1 protein-coding gene is annotated in these 264 nt (G+C 51.1%); it reads left to right on the top strand.

The features are described from left to right. A partial coding sequence (locus tag WDW90_RS39810; protein WP_336493083.1) for a hypothetical protein occupies positions 1–252 on the top strand: 252 nt, incomplete at its 5' end. Between the last annotated feature and the right edge of the window lie 12 nt (positions 253–264).

The raw sequence follows: 264 nt of genomic DNA, 5'->3' as shown, positions 1-264 counted from the left end.
GGTTTTTTGCGGTCGCTAGCGGCACAAGTTCCACTGACAATTCCTCACGTTAGCCCATTTTCCGGCCAAAAAAAAATCAAATTGCATTGCCCCGATCGCCGCGAATGCGAAAAGCTGAATACCCCTATTATTAAGGCGTATTACCCTCGCATCGAATCAGGTAGAATGCTCGGCTATCATTTTTGCCGCGCCTTCAGAACGGCGCATCGAAACTGCCGCAGGCGCGGCGCAGAAGGTATCGTTACTCTATGAAGTTCAGGCCGG

The organism is Methylobacterium nigriterrae (assembly GCF_037106235.1).
Classification (GTDB): Bacteria; Pseudomonadota; Alphaproteobacteria; order Rhizobiales; family Beijerinckiaceae; genus Methylobacterium; species Methylobacterium nigriterrae.
The sequence above is the reverse complement of the archived record's forward strand: the minus strand, read 5'-3'. Positions and strand labels throughout refer to the sequence as shown.